Genomic DNA, 16,107 nt, shown 5'->3' with positions numbered 1-16,107 from the left:
AAAAGAAAAGTATACCTTTGATAATTTTATTCAAGGGGATGGAAATGTTTGGGCAAAATCTGCTGCTTTAGCTGTTTCAGAAGATTTAGCTTTGACCTATAACCCTCTTTTTATATATGGAGGTCCAGGTCTTGGTAAGACTCACCTATTAAATGCTATTGGTAACGAAATTCTAAAAAACATTCCTGATGCGCGTGTTAAATATGTCCCTGCTGAAAGCTTTATTAATGACTTTCTTGATCACCTAAGACTGGGAGAAATGGAAAAGTTTAAAAAGACATACCGTAGCCTTGATCTTTTATTGATTGATGATATACAATCTCTAAGTGGTAAAAAAGTTGCAACACAAGAAGAATTTTTCAATACCTTTAATGCACTGCACGACAAGCAAAAACAAATTGTCCTAACCAGTGACAGAAGTCCAAAACATCTGGAAGGACTTGAAGAAAGACTTGTCACGCGCTTTAGTTGGGGATTAACACAGCACATTACACCTCCTGAATTTGAAACGCGTATTGCCATTCTACAAAGCAAAACTGAACATTTGAATTACAATTTCCAAAACGATACTTTAGAATACTTAGCAGGTCAATTTGATTCAAATGTTCGCGATCTCGAAGGGGCAATTAATGATATCACTTTGGTCGCTAGAGTAAAGAAAATCAAAGATATTACAATTGATGTTGCTGCAGAAGCTATTAGAGCTCGAAAACAAGATGTTAGCCAAATCCTCGTCATCCCAATTGATAAAATCCAAAATGAAGTTGGTAACTTTTATGGTGTCAGTGTCAAAGAAATGAAGGGAAGTAGACGTCTTCAAAATATTGTGTTAGCCCGTCAAGTGGCTATGTATTTATCTAGAGAACTAACAGATAATAGTCTTCCAAAAATTGGGAAGGAATTTGGAGGAAAAGATCATACAACAGTCATTCATGCCCATGCCAAAATTAAATCTTTGATTGATGAAGACGATAATTTACGTTTAGAAATTGAATCAATCAAAAAGAAAATTAAATAACTTGTGGATAACTTTTACTTTTTTATCTTTTTTATCCACATTTTTTAAACAATCCAAAAAACTTGATATGACTTGTTTAAAGTCTGTTTTCCACAGAATTCACAGACTCTATTATTACTATTATCCTTCTAATACTAAAAATAAATAAAGGAGAATCCATGATTCATTTTTCAATTAATAAAAATTTATTTCTACAAGCATTAAATACTACTAAGAGAGCTATTAGTTCTAAAAATGCCATTCCTATTTTATCAACAGTAAAAATTGACGTAACTAATGAAGGTGTTACTTTAATTGGTTCAAATGGTCAAATTTCAATTGAAAATTTTATTTCTCAAAAAAATGAAGATGCTGGTTTGTTAATTACTTCTTTAGGTTCGATCCTTCTTGAAGCTTCTTTCTTTATCAATGTGGTATCTAGTCTACCTGATGTGACTCTTGATTTTAAAGAAATTGAACAAAATCAAATTGTTTTAACGAGTGGTAAATCAGAAATTACCCTAAAAGGAAAAGATAGCGAACAGTACCCACGAATCCAAGAAATTTCAGCAAGCACTCCTTTGGTTCTTGAAACAAAATTACTCAAGAAAATTATTAATGAAACAGCATTTGCTGCAAGTACACAAGAAAGTCGTCCGATTTTAACAGGTGTTCATTTTGTATTGAGTCAACACAAAGAGCTAAAAACAGTTGCAACAGACTCTCATCGTCTAAGCCAGAAAAAATTAACGCTTGAGAAAAATAGTGATGATTTTGATGTCGTGATTCCGAGCCGTTCTCTACGCGAATTTTCAGCGGTATTTACAGATGATATCGAAACTGTAGAGATTTTCTTTGCCAATAACCAAATCCTCTTTAGAAGCGAAAATATTAGCTTCTATACTCGTCTCCTAGAAGGAAACTATCCTGATACAGATCGCTTGATTCCAACAGACTTTAACACTACTATTACTTTTGATGTTGTAAACTTACGCCAGTCAATGGAGCGTGCTCGTCTTTTATCAAGTGCGACTCAAAATGGTACTGTGAAACTTGAAATTAAAGATGGGGTTGTTAGCGCTCATGTTCACTCTCCAGAAGTTGGTAAAGTAAACGAAGAAATCGATACTGATCAGGTTACTGGTGAAGATTTGACCATTAGTTTCAACCCAACTTACTTGATTGATTCTCTTAAAGCTTTAAATAGCGAAAAGGTGACCATTAGCTTTATCTCAGCTGTTCGTCCATTTACTCTTGTGCCAGCAGATACTGACGAAGACTTCATGCAACTTATCACCCCAGTTCGTACAAATTAAGTGAAAGAGGTTGAGCCTAGCTCGCCTCTTTTATGATATAATCGAAAAAGAAAAGGAGAGTAGTATGTATCAAGTTGGAAATTTTGTTGAAATGAAAAAACCACATGCTTGTACAATCAAGTCAACTGGTAAAAAAGCAAATCGTTGGGAAATTACACGTGTAGGGGCAGATATAAAAATAAAGTGCAGTAATTGTGACCATGTTGTCATGATGGGGCGCTATGATTTTGATCGAAAGATGAATAAAATTATTGACTGATACTCAATGAAAATCAAAGAGCAAACTAGGAAACTAGCCGAAGACTGTACTTGAGTACGGCAAGGAGACGTTGACGTGGCTTGAATTTGATTTTCGAAGAGTATGAGAACCCTTAGTTAGAGGGTTAGCAAGTTTTCCCTTTTTGTGTTATAATATTAGGGATTGAAATGAAAACGGAGAATGAGAAAATATGGCTTTAACAGCAGGTATCGTTGGTTTGCCAAACGTTGGTAAATCAACACTATTTAATGCAATTACAAAAGCAGGAGCAGAGGCAGCAAACTACCCATTTGCGACGATTGATCCAAACGTTGGAATGGTAGAAGTTCCAGATGAACGCCTACAAAAACTAACTGAAATGATCACTCCTAAAAAGACAGTTCCAACAACATTTGAATTTACAGATATCGCAGGGATTGTAAAAGGAGCTTCAAAAGGAGAAGGACTAGGGAATAAATTCTTGGCCAATATCCGTGAAGTAGATGCGATTGTTCATGTAGTTCGTGCTTTTGATGATGAAAATGTCATGCGCGAGCAAGGACGTGAAGATGCCTTTGTGGATCCACTTGCAGATATTGACACCATTAATCTAGAATTGATTCTTGCTGACTTAGAATCAGTCAATAAGCGTTATGCGCGTGTAGAAAAGATGGCACGTACGCAAAAAGATAAAGAATCTGTAGCAGAATTCAATGTTCTTCAAAAGATTAAACCAGTCCTTGAAGATGGAAAATCAGCTCGTACAATCGAATTTACAGATGAGGAACAAAAGGTTGTAAAAGGTCTCTTCTTGTTGACGACTAAACCAGTGCTCTATGTTGCTAATGTGGACGAGGATGTGGTTTCAGAACCTGACTCTATCGACTATGTTAAACAAATTCGTGAATTCGCAGCGACAGAAAATGCTGAAGTAGTCGTTATTTCTGCGCGTGCTGAGGAAGAAATTTCTGAGTTAGACGATGAAGACAAGCAAGAGTTTCTTGAAGCACTTGGATTGACAGAATCAGGCGTTGACAAGTTGACTCGTGCAGCTTACCACTTACTTGGACTTGGAACTTACTTCACAGCTGGTGAAAAAGAAGTTCGCGCTTGGACCTTCAAACGTGGTATGAAGGCTCCTCAAGCAGCTGGAATTATCCACTCAGACTTTGAAAAAGGCTTTATTCGTGCAGTAACCATGTCATATGAGGATTTAGTTAAATACGGCTCTGAAAAGGCCGTAAAAGAAGCTGGACGCTTGCGTGAAGAAGGAAAAGAATATATCGTTCAAGATGGCGATATCATGGAATTCCGCTTTAATGTCTAAAAATTTAATAAATAGTGTCAATTAGGTTGGAAAAAAATTCCAACCCTTTTGGCTTTTGAAAGGAAAAATAAATGACCAAATTACTTGTAGGCTTGGGAAATCCAGGGGATAAATATTTTGAAACAAAACACAATGTTGGTTTTATGTTGATTGACAAAATAGCGAAGAAACAGAATGTCACTTTTACACACGATAAGATATTTCAAGCTGACCTAGCATCCTTTTTCCTAAATGGAGAAAAAATTTATCTTGTCAAACCAACGACATTTATGAATGAAAGTGGAAAAGCGGTTCATGCTTTATTGACTTACTATGGTTTGGATATTGAAGATTTACTCATCATTTATGATGACCTTGATATGGAAGTTGGGAAAATTCGTTTAAGAGCAAAGGGATCCGCAGGTGGTCATAATGGTATCAAGTCTATTATTCAACATATAGGGACTCAGACCTTTAATCGTGTTAAGATTGGAATCGGAAGACCTAAAAGTGGTATGTCAGTTGTTCACCATGTTTTGAGTACGTTTGACAAGGATGATTATATCGGTATTTTACAGTCTATTGACAAGGTTGACGAAGCTGTAAATTATTATTTACAAGAGAAAAAATTTGAGAAAACAATGCAGAGGTATAATGGATAAATGGTGACCTTATTAGATTTATTCTCAGAAAATGGTCAGATTAAAAAATGGCATCAAAATTTAACAGATAAGAAAAGACAATTAATGTTAGGTTTGTCAACTTCTACAAAAGCTTTAGCAATTGCTAGTAGCTTGAGACAGGAAGATAAGATTGTGTTATTGACGTCAACTTATGGAGAAGCAGAAGGACTTGTTAGTGATCTTATATCTATCTTGGGTGAGGAACTTGTCTATCCATTTTTGGTAGATGACTCCCCTATGGTCGAATTTTTGATGTCTTCACAAGAAAAAATCATTTCACGGGTTGAAGCCTTGCGTTTTTTGACTGATTCATCTAAGAAAGGGATTTTAGTTTGTAATATCGCAGCAAGTCGATTGATTTTACCGTCTCCAAATATATTCAAAGATAGTATTGTAAAAATAACAGTTGGTGAAGAATATGACCAACACGCGCTTATCCATCAGTTAAAGGAAATTGGATATCGAAAAGTTACACAAGTACAAACTCAGGGCGAATTTAGTCTGCGAGGAGATATTTTAGATATTTTTGAAATATCCCAGTTAGAACCTTGCCGAATTGAGTTTTTTGGTGATGAAGTCGATGGTATCAGGTCATTTGAAGTAGAAACACAATTATCGAAAGAAAATAAGAAAGAACTCACTATATTTCCAGCTAGCGACATACTTTTGAGAGAAAAGGATTATCAACGAGGTCGGTCAGCTTTAGAAAAACAAATTTCAAAGACCTTATCACCTATTTTGAAATCATACCTAGAAGAAATTTTTTCAAGTTTTCACCAAAAACAAATGCATTCTGATTCCCGAAAATTTTTATCTTTGTGTTATGACAAGACATGGACTGTTTTTGACTATATTGAAAAAGATACCCCAATATTCTTTGATGATTATCAAAAATTAATGAATCAGTATGAAGTATTTGAAAGAGAATTAGCACAATACTTTACAGAAGAATTACAGAACAGTAAAGCATTTTCTGAGATGCAGTATTTTGTAGATACAGAGCAAATCTATAAAAAACAGAGTCCAGTTACCTTTTTCTCTAATCTGCAAAAGGGGTTAGGAAATCTCAAGTTTGATCAAATTTATCAATTTAATCAATATCCTATGCAGGAATTTTTCAATCAATTTTCTTTTCTAAAAGAAGAAATTGAGCGATACAAAAAAATGGATTATACTATTATTCTTCAGTCTAGTAATTCAATGGGAAGTAAAACATTGGAGGATGTTTTAGAGGAATATCAGATTAAATTGGATTCCAGAGATAAGTCAAGTATCTGTAAAGAATCTGTAAACCTAATCGAGGGGAATCTCAGACATGGTTTTCATTTTGTAGATGAAAAAATTCTATTGATTACTGAACATGAGATTTTTCAAAAGAAATTGAAACGTCGTTTTCGAAGACAACATGTTTCAAATGCAGAGCGCTTAAAAGATTATAATGAACTTGAAAAAGGGGACTATGTTGTTCACCACATTCATGGAATTGGTCAATACCTAGGAATTGAAACAATTGAAATCAAAGGGATTCACCGCGATTATGTTAGCGTCCAATACCAAAATGGTGATCAAATCTCTATCCCAGTGGAACAGATTCATCTACTTTCCAAATACGTTTCAAGTGACGGTAAAGCACCTAAACTCAATAAATTAAATGATGGTCATTTCAAAAAAGCAAAGCAAAAAGTTAAGAACCAGGTAGAGGATATAGCTGACGATTTAATCAAACTTTATTCTGAACGCAGCCAGTTGAAGGGTTTTGCTTTCTCAGCTGATGATGAAGATCAACATGCTTTTGATGATGCCTTCCCTTATGTTGAAACGGATGATCAACTTCGTAGTGTTGAGGAAATCAAGAGAGATATGCAGGCTTCTCAGCCAATGGATCGACTTTTAGTTGGAGATGTTGGTTTTGGAAAGACTGAAGTTGCTATGCGTGCAGCCTTTAAGGCAGTCAATAATCACAAACAGGTTGTCGTCTTAGTTCCGACGACGGTTTTAGCGCAACAGCACTATACGAATTTTAAGGAACGATTCCAAAATTTTGCAGTTAATATTGATGTGTTGAGTCGCTTTAGAAGTAAAAAAGAGCAGACTGAAACACTTGAAAAATTGAAAAACGGTCAAGTTGATATTTTGATTGGAACACATCGTGTTTTGTCAAAAGATGTTGTATTTGCTGATTTGGGCTTGATGATTATTGATGAGGAACAGCGATTTGGTGTCAAGCATAAGGAAACCTTGAAAGAGTTGAAGAAACAAGTGGATGTACTAACCTTGACCGCTACGCCAATTCCTCGTACCCTTCACATGTCTATGCTGGGAATCAGAGATTTGTCTGTTATTGAAACTCCGCCGACTAATCGCTATCCTGTTCAGACCTATGTTTTGGAAAAGAATGATAGTGTGATTCGTGATGCTGTCTTGCGTGAAATGGAGCGTGGAGGTCAAGTTTACTATCTTTACAACAAAGTTGACACGATTGACCAGAAGGTTTCAGAATTACAGGAGTTGATTCCAGAGGCTTCGATTGGTTATGTTCATGGTCGAATGAGTGAAATCCAGTTGGAAAATACTCTACTAGACTTTATTGAGGGACAATACGATATCTTGGTGACGACTACCATTATTGAGACAGGGGTGGACATTCCAAATGCCAATACTTTATTTATTGAAAATGCGGAACATATGGGCTTGTCAACCTTGTATCAGTTAAGAGGAAGAGTCGGTCGTAGTAATCGTATTGCTTATGCCTATCTCATGTATCGTCCAGAAAAATCAATCAGTGAAGTTTCTGAAAAGAGATTAGAAGCAATTAAAGGATTTACAGAATTGGGCTCCGGATTTAAGATTGCTATGCGAGATCTTTCGATTCGTGGAGCAGGAAATCTTTTAGGCAAATCCCAGTCTGGTTTTATTGATTCTGTTGGTTTTGAATTGTATTCGCAGTTACTAGAAGAAGCTATTGCTAAACGAAACGGTAATGCTAACACTAATACAAGAACCAGAGGGAATGCTGAGTTGATTTTGCAAATTGATGCCTATCTTCCTGATACTTATATTTCTGATCAACGACATAAGATTGAAATTTACAAGAAAATTCGTCAAATTGACAACCGTGTCAATTATGAAGAGTTACAAGAGGAGTTGATAGACCGTTTTGGAGAATACCCAGATGTAGTAGCCTATCTTTTAGAGATTGGTTTAGTCAAGTCATATTTGGACAAGGTCTTTGTTCAACGTGTGGAAAGAAAAGAAAACAAGATTACAATTCAATTTGAAAAAGTCACTCAACGACTGTTTTTAGCTCAAGATTATTTTAAAGCTTTATCCGCAACGAACTTAAAAGCAGGCATCGCTGAGAATAAGGGATTAATGGAGCTTGTATTTGATGTCCGAAACAAGAAGGACTATGAAATTTTAGAAGGTCTGCTCATTTTTGGAGAAAGTTTATTAGAGATAAAAGAGTCGAAGGAAGAAAATTCCATTTGATATTTTTCTTCTATAAAACAGATAAAAATGGTACAATAATAAGTTGAGGTAATAAGTATGAGATTAGACAAATATTTAAAAGTATCAAGAATTATCAAGCGTCGTACAGTTGCAAAGGAAGTAGCAGATAAAGGCAGAATCAAGGTGAATGGAATCTTGGCCAAAAGTTCAACGGATTTGAAAGTTAATGACCAAGTTGAAATTCGTTTTGGCAATAAGTTGCTACTTGTAAAAGTACTGGAGATGAAAGATAGTACAAAAAAAGAAGATGCAGCAGGCATGTATGAAATTATCAGTGAAACACGGGTAGAAGAAAATGTCTAAAAATATCGTACAATTGAATAATTCTTTTATTCAAAATGAACATCAACGTCGTCGCTATCTGATGAAAGAACGACAAAAACGTAATCGTTTCATGGGTTGGGTTCTTATTTTGATGATTTTATTGTTCATTTTACCAACTTATAATCTTGCTCAAAGTTATCACCAATTACTCCAAAGACGTCAACAGTTATCAGACTTGCAAACTCAGTATCAAACCTTGAGTGAGGAAAAGGAGAAAGAGACAGCTTTTGCTACAAAGTTGAAAGATGAAGATTACGCTGCTAAATACATGCGTGCAAAATATTATTATTCTAAGAATCGGGAAGCTGTTTATACGATTCCTGACTTGCTTCCAAGGTGATAAAATGGAAAATTTATTAGACGTAATTGAGCAATTTTTGAATCTATCGGATGAAAAACTAGAAGAGTTGTCTGATAAAAATCAACTATTGCGTTTACAAGAAGAAAAGGAAAGGAAGAATGCGTAAATTCTTAATTATTTTGTTGCTACCGAGTTTTTTGACTATTTCAAAAGTCGTTAGCACAGAAAAAGAAGTCGTCTATACTTCGAAAGAAATTTATTACCTTTCACAATCTGACTTTGGTATTTATTTTAGAGAAAAGCTAAGTTTTCCTATGGTTTATGGAGAGGTTCCTGTTTATGCGAATGAAGATTTAGTTGTGGAATCTGGAAAATTAACTCCAAAAACAAGTTTCCAAATAACCGAGTGGCGTTTAAATAAACAAGGAATTCCAGTATTTAAGCTATCAAATCATCAATTTATAGCTGCGGACAAACGATTTTTATATGATCAGTCAGAGGTAACTCCAACAATAAAAAAAGTATGGTTAGAATCTGATTTTAAACTGTACAATAGTCCTTATGATTTAAAAGAAGTGAAATCATCCTTATCAGCTTATTCTCAGGTATCAATCGATAAGACTATGTTTGTAGAAGGAAGAGAATTTCTACATATTGATCAGGCTGGATGGTTAGATAAGGAATCAACTTCTGAAGAAGATAATCGTATGAGTAAAGTTCAAGAAATGTTATCGGAAAAATATCAGAAGGATTCATTTTCTATTTATGTTAAGCAACTGACTACTGGAAAAGAAGCTGGTATTAATCAAGATGAAAAGATGTATGCAGCTAGTGTTTTGAAACTACCTTATCTTTATTATGCGCAAGAAAAAATAAATGAGGGTCTTTATCAGTTAGATACGACTATAAAATACGTATCTGCAGTTAATGATTTTCCAGGTTCTTATAAACCAGAGGGAAGTGGTAGCCTCCCTAAAAAAGAGGATAATAAAGAGTATTCTCTCAAGGACTTAATAACGAAAGTATCTAAAGAATCGGACAATGTAGCTCATAATATATTGGGTTATTACATTTCAAACCAATCTGATGCCACATTCAAATCCAAGATGTCTGCTATTATGGGAGATGATTGGGATTCAAAAGAAAAATTGATTTCTTCTAAGATGGCTGGGAAGGTTATGGAAGCCATTTATAATCAAAATGGATTTGTATTGGAATCTTTAACTAAAACAAATTTTGATAATGAGCGAATTGCCAAAGGTGTTTCTGTGAAGGTAGCTCATAAAATTGGGGATGCGGACGAATTTGAGCATGATACGGGTGTTGTCTATGCAGATTCTCCATTTGTTCTTTCTATTTTCACTAAGAATTCTGATTATGATACGATTTCTAAGATAGCCAAGGATGTTTATGAGGTTCTAAAATGAGGGAACAAGATTTTTTAAATCATTTTCTCAAGAAGGGATATTTCAAAAAGCATACTAAGGTGGTGCTAGCTCTTTCTGGTGGGTTAGATTCTATGTTTCTATTTAAGGTATTATCTACTTATCAAAAAGAGTTAGAAATTGAATTGATTCTAGCTCATGTGAATCATAAGCAGAGAGTAGAATCAGATTGGGAAGAAAAGGAATTAAGGAAGTTGGCTGCTGAAGCAGAGCTTCCTATTTATATCAGCAATTTTTCAAGAGAATTTTCAGAAGCATGGGCTCGAGATTTTCGTTATGATTTTTTTAAAGAGGTCATGAAAAAGACAGGTGCTACAGCCTTAGTCACTGCCCACCATGCTGATGACCAGGTGGAAACGATTTTAATGCGTTTGATTCGAGGCACTCGTTTGCGCTATCTATCAGGGATTAAGGAGAAGCAAGTAGTCGGAGAGATAGAAATCATTCGGCCCTTCTTGCATTTTCAAAAAAAAGGCTTTCCATCAATTTTTCACTTTGAAGATGCATCAAATAAGGAAAATCATTATTTTCGCAATCGTATTCGAAACTCTTATTTACCAGAATTAGAAAAAGAAAATCCTCGATTTAGAGATGCAATCTTAAGCTTCGGAAATGAAATTTTAGATTATGACTTAGCCATAGCTGAATTATCAAAGAATATTGATGTAGAAAATTTAGAGCAGCTATTGTCTTACTCTGAGTCGACACAAAGAGTTTTACTTCAAACTTATCTGAATCGTTTTCCAGATTTGAATCTTACAAAAGCTCAGTTTGAAGAAGTTCGGCAAATTTTAAAAACTAAAAGCCAGTATCGTCATCCGCTTAAAAATGGCTATGAATTGATAAAAGAGTATCAACAGTTTCGGATTTGTAAAATCAGTCCGCAGGCTGATGAAAAGGAAGATGAACTTGTGTTACACTATCAAAATCAGGTATTTTATCAAGGATACATATTTTCCTTTGGACTTCCTTTAGAAGGTGAATCAATTCAACAAATACCTGTTTCACGCGAAACATCCATACACATTCGTCATCGAAAAACAGGAGATTTTTTGATTCAAAATGGACATAGAAAAAAACTCAGACGTCTATTTATTGATTTGAAAATTCCTATGGAAAAGCGAAAATCTGCTCTGATTATTGAGCAATTTGGTGAAATTGTCTCAATTTTGGGAATTGCGACCAGTAATTTGAGTAAAAACACGAAAAATGATATAATGAACACTGTACTTTATATAGAAAAAATAGATAGGTAAAAAAATGTTAGAAAATGATATTAAAAAAATCCTTGTTTCACACGATGAAATTACAGAAGCTGCTAAAAAATTAGGTGCCCAACTAACTAAAGACTATGCAGGAAAAAATCCGATTTTAATTGGGATTTTAAAAGGATCTATCCCTTTTATGGCTGAATTGGTAAAACATATTGATACACATATTGAAATGGACTTCATGATGGTTTCTAGCTATCATGGTGGAACAGCAAGTAGTGGTGTTATCAATATCAAGCAAGATGTGACTCAAGATATCAAAGGACGACATGTTCTGTTTGTAGAAGATATCATTGATACAGGTCAAACTTTGAAGAGTTTAAGAGATATGTTTAAAGCAAGAGAGGCTGCTTCTGTTAAAATTGCAACCTTGTTGGATAAACCAGAAGGACGTGTTGTAGAAATTGAGGCAGACTATACCTGCTTTACTATCCCAAATGAGTTTGTAGTAGGTTATGGTTTAGACTACAAAGAAAACTATCGTAACCTTCCTTATGTTGGAGTATTGAAAGAAGAAGTATATTCAAATTAGAAAGAACAATTTTTAATGAAAAAACAAAATAATGGTTTAATTAAAAATCCTTTTCTATGGTTATTACTTATTTTTTTCCTAGTTACAAGTTACCAGTATTTTAGTACAGGTAGTGTTGCAGGGAAAAGTGAGCAAATTAATTATACAGAATTGGTAAAAGAAATTACCGATGACAATGTAAAAGAATTGACTTACCAACCAAATGGCAGTGTTATCGAAGTTTCAGGTGTTTATAAAAATCCTAAAATAAGTAAAGAAGCAACAGGCATTCAGTTCTTTTCTCCTTCTGCTACAACAGTAGAGAAATTTTCAAGTATTATTCTTCCTTCAGACACTACAGTTTCAGAATTGCAAAAGCTTGCTTCTGACCATAAAGCGGAAGTAACTGTTAAACATGAAAGTTCAAGTGGTATGTGGATTAATATTCTTGTATCCATTGTGCCATTCGGTATTCTCTTCTTCTTCCTATTCTCTATGATGGGAAATATGGGAGGAAATAATGGCCGTAACCCAATGAGTTTTGGACGTAGTAAGGCTAAAGCCGCAAATAAAGAAGATATTAAAGTAAGATTTTCAGATGTTGCTGGAGCTGAGGAAGAAAAACAAGAACTAGTTGAAGTTGTTGAATTCTTAAAAGATCCAAAACGATTTACAAAACTTGGAGCCCGTATTCCAGCAGGTGTTCTTTTGGAGGGACCTCCAGGAACAGGTAAAACTTTGCTTGCTAAGGCAGTAGCCGGAGAAGCAGGTGTTCCATTCTTTAGTATCTCAGGTTCTGACTTTGTAGAAATGTTTGTCGGAGTTGGAGCTAGTCGTGTTCGTTCTCTTTTTGAAGATGCCAAAAAAGCAGCACCAGCTATCATCTTTATAGATGAAATTGATGCTGTTGGACGTCAGCGTGGAGTTGGTCTTGGCGGAGGAAATGACGAACGTGAACAAACCTTGAACCAACTCTTGATTGAGATGGATGGTTTTGAGGGAAATGAAGGGATTATCGTCATCGCTGCGACAAACCGTTCAGATGTACTGGACCCTGCCCTTCTGCGTCCAGGACGTTTTGATAGAAAAGTCTTGGTTGGTCGCCCTGATGTTAAGGGTCGCGAAGCAATCTTGAAAGTTCACGCTAAGAACAAACCTTTAGCAGAAGATGTTGATTTGAAATTAGTGGCTCAACAAACTCCAGGTTTTGTTGGTGCTGATTTAGAGAATGTCTTGAATGAAGCAGCTTTAGTTGCTGCCCGTCGCAACAAGTCAGTTATTGATGCTTCAGATATTGATGAAGCAGAAGATAGAGTTATTGCCGGACCTTCTAAGAAAGATAAGACAGTTTCACAAAAAGAACGTGAATTAGTTGCTTATCATGAGGCAGGACATACCATTGTTGGTCTAGTCTTGTCGAATGCCCGTGTTGTTCATAAAGTTACCATCGTACCACGCGGCCGTGCAGGCGGTTATATGATTGCACTTCCTAAGGAAGACCAAATGCTTCTATCTAAAGAAGATATGAAAGAGCAATTGGCTGGTTTAATGGGTGGACGTGTAGCTGAAGAAATTATCTTTAATGTCCAAACTACAGGAGCTTCAAACGACTTTGAACAAGCTACACAGATGGCGCGTGCAATGGTTACAGAGTACGGTATGAGTGAAAAACTTGGCCCAGTACAATATGAAGGAAACCATGCCATGTTTGGTGCACGGAGCCCTCAAAAATCAATTTCAGAGCAAACAGCTTATGAAATTGATGAAGAGGTTCGTTCATTATTGAATGAAGCACGAAATAAAGCTGCTGAAATTATTCAGTCAAATCGTGAAACTCACAAATTGATTGCTGAAGCATTATTGAAACACGAAACATTAGATAGTACACAAATTAAATCTCTTTATGAAACAGGAAAAATGCCTGAGACGTTAGAAGAGGAATCACATGCCCTATCTTATGATGAAGTGAAGTCAAAAATGAATGACGAAAAATAACCCCAAGAGAGGCTTGTCCTCTCTTTTTTGTGCAGTTTAGACGGTGTAGGGAACAGAATGGATGAAATGAATCAAATTAGCTTCATTATTTGTTAGACTGTATCTAGAAAGGGGAACATTATGATTAAAGAATTATATGAAGAAGTCCAAGGGATTGTGTATAAGTGTAGAAATGAGTATTACCTTCATTTATGGGAACTATCGGATTGGGACCAAGAGGGGATGATCTGCTTGCATGAATTAATTAGTAGAGAAGAAAGATTATCAGAAGATATGCCACGTTTACGTAAATATTTCAAAACTAAGTTCCGGAATCGCATTTTAGATTATATCCGTAAGCAGGAAAGTCAAAAACGAAGATATGATAAAGAACCCTATGAAGAAGTAGGTGAGATTAGTCATCGTATCAGTGAGGGAGGTCTGTGGCTAGATGACTATTATCTCTTTCATGAAACCCTAAGAGATTATAGAAGCAAACAAAGTAAAGACAAACAAGAAGAGTTAGAACGCGTCTTAAGAAATGAACGATTTAGAGGTCGTCAAAGAGTCCTAAGAGACTTACGTATTGTGTTTAAAGAGTTTGATATCCGTACTCATTAGGAAGTTATACAAAAAAAGCTAAATTCGCAAATTAAGTTCCACCGCTAGTAGAAGTGGAAGTTAGTCTGATAAAAATCATAAAAACCAGTAGAATTCCGTGTCAGGGTAAGTTCCACTGGTTTTACTCATGCTTGATTTCATAGCTTCTGTAGCCGAAAGGAATCGAAAAAAAGAGCGCACAAAATCCCCTCATCTGAAAGCGTTTCAGATTAAGTTCCGCTATGGTGGAAGTTAGTGTGAGACGTTTGAATGGGGTTAAAGATTAGTTTTTAGAACTTATGTTGAAGTAATTTAGAAGACTGGCAGACGTCTTCTGCGGGTATTTCAGAAATGCCAAGAAGCTTAGGAATCTCTTCTCCATAAGTAAAGGCAAAGAGTTCATAGGCTGACTTTCCATTTAAAGCAGCACGTTTGACGCTGTTGACATGCGAACAAACTAGATTGATGTCCTCTTGAGTTAAGTTGTCAAAAGAAGTTCCCTTAGGAAGGATATCGCGAATCAGCGTGTGATTTTTCTCAATTCTCCCTTTCTGGTCAGAGCGATTAGGGTCACAAAAGAAGAGTTTACTCTCTCCTCGCACATCCATTTCGATGTCATCAACCCTGGCAAACTCTCCACTATTATCTGTCAGGATGACAGGAAAGAGTTGGAAGAAATCTTTGTCCGCTTGGTGAAGAGTGTTCTTGATATCATAGAGGTGTTTGGTAACCTCAAGGGCAGTTTTATTATCCAGAAGCCTAGCGAAGATAAAGTTACAGAAAGACAGGTTGAAGGTCAGTAGGACTTCACCTCCCATTCTACCCAGAACTGTATCCATTTCCAGCCAAGAATTCAGTTGGTTAAGGGTTAAATAATTTAGGAAATCCTCATAGGAACGGCCTTTTTTGGCTTCTTTAGGGATGGAAGGTAGCTTACTTTTCCGTCTTTCTTTAAATTTAACGGCTCTGGCTAGGTCAATCGGAGCGATAGACAGGTACCCTTTTCGGATATGTCGATAGACGGTTGAGGAGCTGACATCAAGGTTATGAGTCTTGAGGATATGATAGATGTGTTGTCCCTTTTTAACCCCATCAGAAATGACTTTGTCCATATCCCAGAAAGTCTGAGAATTAAGAGGAGTTCCTTCACGAGCTTCGACAAGAGTTTGTTCGTACTGCTTTTGAGCTTGTTTAGCGAGATAGAAGATTTTCTGATAGCCACAGTTTTGTCTTCTTTTAGGGCAGCCATTACAGACAAAGGGGGCTTTATTGAGTAGAGGGCAAGGAAGGTTATGGCATGTAGACTCTCGGACTTGTCTGTTTCGCTTGACTTCTTTGGAAACAGTAGTTGGGTCTTTTAGAATAAGTTGGCCAATAGCTTTGAAGGTTTCACCGCGCTCTAAACCTAATTGGATATCATTACGGTCTGAAAGGGTAAGGTGTTTATGTTTTGTCATAGTAGACCTCATTTCTAACTCAAACGTCTCACACTTAATTCCACCATAAAAATCCGTTTTAGACTAATTTCCACTTTGGTCAGGCAAGTGGAAGTTACTTTGAGAAGTTACCGTCATACAAAAAATTAAAAAAGATAAAAAAAGTAGTTGACAAAGTTAGAAAAGTGGGTATAA

15 protein-coding genes are annotated in these 16,107 nt (G+C 35.8%); 14 read left to right on the top strand and 1 reads right to left on the bottom strand.

Going from position 1 to position 16,107, the window contains the following annotated elements:
• The 14 genes from dnaA to RWO85_RS08370 all read left to right on the top strand — a co-directional run.
• Positions 1 to 1,018: chromosomal replication initiator protein DnaA (gene dnaA, locus RWO85_RS08435; RefSeq protein WP_314415299.1), on the top strand; the 1,018-nt coding region annotated here is incomplete at its 5' end.
• 158 nt (positions 1,019 to 1,176) lie between these two features.
• Entirely contained in the window at positions 1,177 to 2,313 is a 1,137-nt protein-coding gene (gene dnaN / locus RWO85_RS08430; protein WP_000581173.1) for a DNA polymerase III subunit beta, read from the top strand.
• A 64-nt stretch (positions 2,314 to 2,377) separates the two neighbouring features.
• The gene (locus RWO85_RS08425) at positions 2,378 to 2,572 is read left to right on the top strand and encodes a DUF951 domain-containing protein (protein WP_000285186.1); all 195 of its coding nucleotides are present in this window, start codon (positions 2,378 to 2,380) and stop codon (positions 2,570 to 2,572) included.
• A gap of 190 nt (positions 2,573 to 2,762) precedes the next feature.
• A complete protein-coding gene (ychF, locus tag RWO85_RS08420) occupies positions 2,763 to 3,878 on the top strand; it encodes a redox-regulated ATPase YchF (RefSeq protein ID WP_004269823.1) in 1,116 nt (371 codons plus the stop codon).
• A 71-nt stretch (positions 3,879 to 3,949) separates the two neighbouring features.
• Positions 3,950 to 4,519: an aminoacyl-tRNA hydrolase gene (gene pth, locus RWO85_RS08415; protein WP_314415298.1), complete on the top strand. Its 570-nt coding sequence runs from the start codon at positions 3,950 to 3,952 to the stop codon at positions 4,517 to 4,519.
• Complete coding sequence (gene mfd, locus RWO85_RS08410) at positions 4,520 to 8,029, top strand: transcription-repair coupling factor (protein ID WP_314415296.1); 3,510 nt, start codon at positions 4,520 to 4,522, stop codon at positions 8,027 to 8,029. It begins immediately after the preceding gene.
• 57 nt (positions 8,030 to 8,086) lie between these two features.
• Positions 8,087 to 8,353: an RNA-binding S4 domain-containing protein gene (locus RWO85_RS08405; RefSeq protein ID WP_001234978.1), complete on the top strand. Its 267-nt coding sequence runs from the start codon at positions 8,087 to 8,089 to the stop codon at positions 8,351 to 8,353.
• Entirely contained in the window at positions 8,346 to 8,714 is a 369-nt protein-coding gene (locus tag RWO85_RS08400; RefSeq protein WP_000041905.1) for a septum formation initiator family protein, read from the top strand. Before RWO85_RS08405 ends, RWO85_RS08400 begins: the two co-directional genes overlap by 8 nt.
• A 4-nt stretch (positions 8,715 to 8,718) precedes the next feature.
• Complete coding sequence (locus RWO85_RS08395) at positions 8,719 to 8,841, top strand: SP_0009 family protein (RefSeq protein ID WP_268717720.1); 123 nt, start codon at positions 8,719 to 8,721, stop codon at positions 8,839 to 8,841.
• Positions 8,834 to 10,102 (top strand): serine hydrolase, encoded by a 1,269-nt coding sequence (locus RWO85_RS08390; RefSeq protein WP_314415294.1) that lies wholly within the window; start codon positions 8,834 to 8,836, stop codon positions 10,100 to 10,102. The genes RWO85_RS08395 and RWO85_RS08390 overlap by 8 nt, the downstream gene beginning before the upstream one ends.
• Positions 10,099 to 11,376: a tRNA lysidine(34) synthetase TilS gene (gene tilS / locus RWO85_RS08385; RefSeq protein ID WP_314415292.1), complete on the top strand. Its 1,278-nt coding sequence runs from the start codon at positions 10,099 to 10,101 to the stop codon at positions 11,374 to 11,376. The genes RWO85_RS08390 and tilS overlap by 4 nt, the downstream gene beginning before the upstream one ends.
• Positions 11,377 to 11,380: 4 nt before the next feature.
• Entirely contained in the window at positions 11,381 to 11,923 is a 543-nt protein-coding gene (hpt, locus tag RWO85_RS08380) for a hypoxanthine phosphoribosyltransferase (RefSeq protein WP_049535534.1), read from the top strand.
• Between the two features lie 15 nt (positions 11,924 to 11,938).
• A complete protein-coding gene (gene ftsH / locus RWO85_RS08375; protein ID WP_314415291.1) occupies positions 11,939 to 13,897 on the top strand; it encodes an ATP-dependent zinc metalloprotease FtsH in 1,959 nt (652 codons plus the stop codon).
• Positions 13,898 to 14,017: 120 nt separating this feature from the next.
• Positions 14,018 to 14,497 carry a sigma-70 family RNA polymerase sigma factor gene (locus RWO85_RS08370; protein ID WP_314415289.1) on the top strand — a complete coding sequence of 160 codons (480 nt, stop codon included), beginning with the start codon at positions 14,018 to 14,020 and terminating at the stop codon, positions 14,495 to 14,497.
• 269 nt (positions 14,498 to 14,766) lie between these two features.
• Here RWO85_RS08370 and RWO85_RS08365 read toward each other — a convergent pair whose 3' ends face one another.
• Entirely contained in the window at positions 14,767 to 15,933 is a 1,167-nt protein-coding gene (locus tag RWO85_RS08365; protein ID WP_314415287.1) for an IS30 family transposase, read from the bottom strand.
• Positions 15,934 to 16,107: the final 174 nt, after the last annotated feature.

This window comes from uncultured Streptococcus sp. (genome assembly GCF_963521865.1).
GTDB lineage: Bacteria > Bacillota > Bacilli > Lactobacillales > Streptococcaceae > Streptococcus.
The sequence above is the reverse complement of the archived record's forward strand: the minus strand, read 5'-3'. Positions and strand labels throughout refer to the sequence as shown.

Excerpts from the sequence above, each read along its gene's own strand:
- dnaN (WP_000581173.1), top strand. The coding sequence starts at position 1,177 with ATGATTCATTTTTCAATTAATAAAAATTTATTTCTACAAGCATTAAAT.
- RWO85_RS08425 (WP_000285186.1), top strand. The coding sequence starts at position 2,378 with ATGTATCAAGTTGGAAATTTTGTTGAAATGAAAAAACCACATGCTTGT.
- ychF (WP_004269823.1), top strand. The coding sequence starts at position 2,763 with ATGGCTTTAACAGCAGGTATCGTTGGTTTGCCAAACGTTGGTAAATCA.
- pth (WP_314415298.1), top strand. The coding sequence starts at position 3,950 with ATGACCAAATTACTTGTAGGCTTGGGAAATCCAGGGGATAAATATTTT.
- mfd (WP_314415296.1), top strand. The coding sequence starts at position 4,520 with ATGGTGACCTTATTAGATTTATTCTCAGAAAATGGTCAGATTAAAAAA.
- RWO85_RS08405 (WP_001234978.1), top strand. The coding sequence starts at position 8,087 with ATGAGATTAGACAAATATTTAAAAGTATCAAGAATTATCAAGCGTCGT.
- RWO85_RS08400 (WP_000041905.1), top strand. The coding sequence starts at position 8,346 with ATGTCTAAAAATATCGTACAATTGAATAATTCTTTTATTCAAAATGAA.
- RWO85_RS08395 (WP_268717720.1), top strand. The coding sequence starts at position 8,719 with ATGGAAAATTTATTAGACGTAATTGAGCAATTTTTGAATCTATCGGAT.
- RWO85_RS08390 (WP_314415294.1), top strand. The coding sequence starts at position 8,834 with ATGCGTAAATTCTTAATTATTTTGTTGCTACCGAGTTTTTTGACTATT.
- tilS (WP_314415292.1), top strand. The coding sequence starts at position 10,099 with ATGAGGGAACAAGATTTTTTAAATCATTTTCTCAAGAAGGGATATTTC.
- hpt (WP_049535534.1), top strand. The coding sequence starts at position 11,381 with ATGTTAGAAAATGATATTAAAAAAATCCTTGTTTCACACGATGAAATT.
- ftsH (WP_314415291.1), top strand. The coding sequence starts at position 11,939 with ATGAAAAAACAAAATAATGGTTTAATTAAAAATCCTTTTCTATGGTTA.
- RWO85_RS08370 (WP_314415289.1), top strand. The coding sequence starts at position 14,018 with ATGATTAAAGAATTATATGAAGAAGTCCAAGGGATTGTGTATAAGTGT.
- RWO85_RS08365 (WP_314415287.1), bottom strand. The coding sequence starts at position 15,933 with ATGACAAAACATAAACACCTTACCCTTTCAGACCGTAATGATATCCAA.